This is a genomic window from Streptomyces sp. NPDC050743 (genome assembly GCF_044456925.1).
In the GTDB taxonomy this organism is placed as follows: domain Bacteria; phylum Actinomycetota; class Actinomycetes; order Streptomycetales; family Streptomycetaceae; genus Streptomyces.
Genome location: NZ_JBITGJ010000238.1, coordinates 1 through 4,954 on the forward strand (window position 1 = coordinate 1; position 4,954 = coordinate 4,954).

The window sequence follows — 4,954 nt, forward strand, 5'->3', positions numbered from 1 at the left end:
GGCGCGGGATCTTGCCCGGAGGGCTTGGTGCTGGTCATGCGGGAGGTGCTCCTGTCGTGCCCGCCCACAGTATCTGATCATTTCGGGGCGTCTCAGAATGTGCTCGGCGGCGTTTCGGCTGATCAGCAACACTGGCTCCGCCCTGCGGAGCGGCGGTCCAGACGCATGGTCGTCCTCAGATTTCCCTGTTATCGGCGTCACCCACGTGGCCCGGGCCAACAAGGCACCCGTCCTTGCGGCCCATGATGATGCGGGGAGTGACTTCCGTTCCTACCGAGGGAATCGACCATGCACGAGATGTGGTGCGGCGCGGACACTTCGGGAGAACCGGTGTGGCACGTGCTTGTGATGGATGAGGGCCTGACGTTGTGCGGGTTGGAGAAGCGTGAGGAGTCCGTCCAACGCGTGTCGACCGACAAGCACTGCTTTCCGTGCATGAAGCGATTCCAGGCCGCTATGGCGCCGATCGGGTCCTGAAGACGGTGGCAGAGTGACGGTATGTGCGGCCGCTATGTCTCCACCCGCAGCCCCAAGGAGCTGGCCCGGCTCTTCCACGTCACCGACTGGAACCCCGAAGAGGCTCTCGCGCCGAGCTGGAACGTCGCCCCGACCGATGACGCGTGGGCCGTCCTGGAACGCACCCGGCGCAACAGCGACACCGAGCCCGTAGTCCGACGCCAGCTGCGGCCCCTGCGGTGGGGGCTTGTGCCGTCGTGGGCGACGGACACGAAGATCGGGCAGAGAATGATCAACGCACGGGTGGAGAGTGTGCACGAGAAGCCCGCTTTCCGTCGAGCGTTCGTCAAACGCCGCTGCCTGCTGCCGGCCGACGGCTTCTACGAGTGGCAGCAGATCAAGGACGAGAAGTCGGGAAGGGCCCGCAAACAGCCCTACTTCATCCATCCGGAGGATGGCCAGGTACTGGCCCTCGCCGGCCTGTACGAATACTGGCGCAATCCCGAGGTCAAGCACGACGATGACCCTGCCGCATGGCTGATGACCTGCACGATCATCACCACTGACGCCACCGACGCCGCCGGCCGCATCCACCCCCGTATGCCCCTTGCGCTCAGCCCCGATCACTACGACGCCTGGCTCGATCCCCGCCGGCAGGACGCCGACCAACTACGCGCACTGCTCACCCCGCCCGCAGGCGGCCACCTGAAAGCCCGGCCCGTTACCACCGCCGTCAACGACGTCCGTAACAACGGCGCTGAGCTACTGGAAGAAATCAAGCCGTAGCCGGAGAGCGGACAGCCTGCCTTGGCATCTGTCAGGAGCTCGTCAGCAGGAGTCTTCGCCGCGTCGCTCAACGGCTCGACGAGCCAACCGAGGTCGCCGGACCCTCGCGCGGTCATGATGGACGTACCGGATGCGTTGTGAGGAGGAGTGCCACATGGCCGGGTCGGGCACTGGCGGTACTGCGCGTGAGAGCGGCGGCAAGGCGCGGTTCGACGACATCTACCAGCGGCCGGACCCTCGCGCATACCTCGGGCGGCTTGCTCCGCTGGAGTAGGAGATCCAGTACGGGCGCTCGGTCATGACCCTGCCGGGCGTGAGGAGGCCGGTCGTTTCCCCAGCCTGGACTATGGGTCCCGCCCCGATGCGCCGTAACGGCGAGGATGTGACGGTCCTCTGGGGTGGACCACGGCTGAGCCGCGTACGGGCTTACCGTGCGTAGCCGACGTCCAGCACTTCGGTCATGTCGCCGTGGACCGTGTAGACGAGCCAGCACCACTCGCCGAACGCTACGGCCAGGTCCGGGGCCTCGATCGCCGGAGTCTGGGCGGTGACCGCGTCGATGAGCGCGAGGATCTCCGCCTGCGCTTCGTCCGGCACAGCGAAGAGCACCTTGACGGCCCGATGCATCAGTTCCACCCGCATTATGGCTCCCAGACGCCAGGAAGCAGCCTAAGAATCGAGCGCATCGACCCATACCAGTGACCGGAAAGGGCCTCACGCGGAGATATCAGCGTCCGACGGCGTCGCGATCGTCGCGCGCCCCTCCAAGCGCGGAGAACCATCCTCCGTAGGGCTGAACGCGGGCTCGCTGAGTGCCAGGACACTCTGCAGCCGCTCCCGCCGTTCCGTGTACGGCACTCCTGTGCCAGGTCGCTGTGCTGCCACGGGAGAACAACGAGAGGCGCCAGGCGGGCGATGTCCGCCGGACGGGTGGGTTCGGAAGCCGCTGCCAAGGGGCATGGCCGACTGGGACGGACGAGGCTGAGAGCAGGCGATGTGCGAGGTCAGAACTCCGGCCGGACACTTGAGTGAGATCGCTCGCTGTCTGCATGGAAACCGGGGTGCGATGGCCATGGAACATGGCACGACACGTTCTTCCACCGGAACGGACGTCGTGTACACAGGTTCCGTGTTCGGCGCACCGTGCTGGGTGAGCCTGACCAGCCGCGATCTCGACACAACGCAGCGTTTCTACAGTGCCGTACTGGGCTGGCAGTGGCGCACTGCCAGACTGGGGGACCGTTTCCTGACCGCGCTGGCGGACGGAATACCCGTCGCGGGGGTCGCGGGGATGGCCACTGTCTGGCATATGCCGGTGACCTGGACGCCATACTTCGCCGTCGCAGACGCGGACGAGACGGTCGCCCGCGTCCGGGAGCGTGGCGGGACCGTGGCCGTGGGGCCGATCTCCTTTCCGCCCGGCAGGGCGGCGCTGCTCGCCGACCGCGACGGGGCCATCTTCGGGATATGGCAGGGCAGGCTCGTCACCGAGTGGAAGGCGTGGCGGCAGGCTGCACCGGTGTTCGTCACCCTCCACACTCGCGACGCTTTCGATGCGGCGATCTTCTACGGCGAGATCCTCGGCTGGGCCTCGGGTCGCTCTGGCTGCTGCGAGGTGGAGTACGAAGGGGAAGAGGTGGTACTGCGCAGCCAGGGTTCCATCGTGGCGCGCATCGAGTCTGGCGCCGTGGATACAGCGCCTGATCGCTCGGTCCGGCCTCACTGGCAGGTCCACTTCGTGGTGGCAGACGTGTCGGGGTGTGCCCGAGCCGCACAAGAGCACGGCGGCGACGTCCTCGCGGAGTGCGAACACGAGGCGGTGCTGCGCGATCCTGACGGAGCACTCTTCGTGGTGAGCTCCAGTCGTAACCACTGACGCTCTGGCTGGTCGGCCCGGAGTGCGGTCAGGGCCGGCTGGAGCTCAGCCGCTCGATGGCTTCCAGGACATGTTTGCGGCGCGCGTGCGTGCGCTCGTATCCCTCGAGAACGCGCAGGGCGGACTCGGACAAAGAGGGCAGGCGTCGCTCGATCTCCTCAACGCTGATCTGGCTGAAGCCGACGATGGGCAGGCTTTCCTCGCTGGTGACCGCTCCTTGGATCTGCTCGGCCGCGGCGGTCACTTCCGGCTCCTCCGCCACCGGCCTTTCGTCTTCGGGCCTCTGCCCGGGGCGTGCCGCCTGGCGCAGCCGGTCGGCGACAGCCCGCAGCGGGCGGGTGGCCGCATGGGGGAGGCCGCCGTTCGTCGTCTGTTCCACGCGGAAGCCGTCGCCTGCGGCGGCCACGGTTCGGGCCTGCCGGGCGAGGCTGTCCTCGAGCAGTGTCAGCAACTCCTGGTCCTGGCTGCGGAGTTCCTGCAGCAGGTTGAGGGTGGTGTGGTCCTGGGCCTGGTCGGCGAGGACCTCGCCGGCCCGAGCGCTGGCCAGGGCCCGGGCCGCAGCGGCGTACTCGTCTTCGGTGTTCCTCAGCAGCTGCTGGTCGTCGGCCGGCCCTCGGCCGTGCATCACCCCGGTCACCGTCTTCTGCCCGATGGCCAGCGGCAGCATGGCTGTTCTGAGGGTGGTGCGGGCGGCGAACCGCGCCATGTCGGCCGCGCCGCCGAGCAGGCCGCGGGGCCGCAGTCCGCGGACATGGCCTTCGATGCGGTGCACCCGGCCCTGCATCTCATCGGCCTCGCGCTCGAGCATCTGCCGGTGGGCGCCGGGCGGCGCGAGTGCCGCATCCGCCCGCAGCCGGTCACGCGCTGCGGCATGAGCGTGGCGGGCATCCTCCAGCACCGGTATCAAGGTCTGTGTCATCGCCATGGGAGGCTGCTCCCTGCATGCGGTATCGGGCGGGTGTTGAGCGGCTGCCCAGCCGGCCGTCCTCCTGCGGCTGAGCAGCCGGGATCATCCTGCGCGGACCGCGCGAAGATCACCCGCCTGGGAGCGCGCTCGCCCTGCGGGCCCCACGGCACAGGAGCCCGGCTTTACCCGCTGCCGCAGGTGCGGAGACAGTCTGCCGGCGGTTCCACCGTCCGGGTGAGGGCGGGTGTGACGGCCGAGTCGTCCTGGGCACCGCGCGGCCAGTCACGTACAGCCGTCATCGGCACGCCGTTGAAAGCCCCACTCGAATGTCCTGGACCGTCACAGGCTTCAGAGATCGTGAACGCGCACCAGCCCCGAGGCTGAGCACAGTCGCGGTCCAGGTACCTCGGGGCAGGTCCTCCGCCCCTACGATGGCCCGACCCGTGATCAACGGTAAGCGCCGGCGCCGTTGACACAGGCGCGAGTCAGGACGACCGGCCCGGGTACTCCGGCTCCCCGCCGTCAGCGTCGAACACCTTGGTGAAGGTGGCACCGCACCGGCAACGCGAGTACTCGACCAGTTCCCCCTCTTCCGACACGCTCAGCCCCTGACTGAGTCGCACATGCACATGATTACCCATGAGGAGCTGCCTTCCTTGACGTCTGTCGTCCGCCTCATCGTGGGCGCCGGCCGCTCACGCTGACAATGCCGCAGCTCACACAGTTCACGAGTGCGACCACAGCACTTCTCCATGTGGCCGCAATCCGGCCGTGCCGCGAAGCACCACCAGGAATAGCGTCTCTAATCAGCTAAGCGATCCCATGTGAACCGTAAGGTCCAGTGTGGGTTCTGCCCACTTTGGTGGGGAAGCATGAGCGTGCAGGTGGAAGCCTGCGCCCAGTGCTGCTCCTCGCGGCTTGTGGCCGGT

The 4,954-nt window shown here is 67.7% G+C and carries 5 protein-coding genes; 2 read left to right on the top strand and 3 right to left on the bottom strand.

All coding sequences use genetic code 11. The features are described 5' to 3' along the window. Window positions 1-498: 498 nt before the first annotated feature. The gene (locus ACIBJF_RS52055) at window positions 499-1,242 is read left to right on the top strand and encodes an SOS response-associated peptidase (RefSeq protein WP_399184903.1); all 744 of its coding nucleotides are present in this window, start codon (window positions 499-501) and stop codon (window positions 1,240-1,242) included. Window positions 1,243-1,668: 426 nt separating this feature from the next. Here the strand turns inward: ACIBJF_RS52055 and ACIBJF_RS52060 are convergent, their stop codons facing one another. Then, complete coding sequence (locus ACIBJF_RS52060; protein ID WP_399184904.1) at window positions 1,669-1,884, bottom strand: hypothetical protein; 216 nt, start codon at window positions 1,882-1,884, stop codon at window positions 1,669-1,671. Between the two features lie 430 nt (window positions 1,885-2,314). On the opposite strand from ACIBJF_RS52060, the gene ACIBJF_RS52065 reads away from it, so the two are divergent. Then, window positions 2,315-3,118, top strand: a complete 804-nt coding sequence (locus tag ACIBJF_RS52065) for a VOC family protein (protein ID WP_399184905.1) — start codon at window positions 2,315-2,317, stop codon at window positions 3,116-3,118. Between the two features lie 28 nt (window positions 3,119-3,146). Here ACIBJF_RS52065 and ACIBJF_RS52070 read toward each other — a convergent pair whose 3' ends face one another. Together ACIBJF_RS52070 and ACIBJF_RS52075 are read right to left on the bottom strand one after the other, a co-directional pair. Next, on the bottom strand, window positions 3,147-4,043 hold the full coding sequence (locus tag ACIBJF_RS52070; RefSeq protein ID WP_399184906.1) for a hypothetical protein: 897 nt from the start codon (window positions 4,041-4,043) through the stop codon (window positions 3,147-3,149). A gap of 467 nt (window positions 4,044-4,510) precedes the next feature. Continuing rightward, a complete protein-coding gene (locus ACIBJF_RS52075) occupies window positions 4,511-4,648 on the bottom strand; it encodes a hypothetical protein (protein ID WP_351620547.1) in 138 nt (45 codons plus the stop codon). Between the last annotated feature and the right edge of the window lie 306 nt (window positions 4,649-4,954).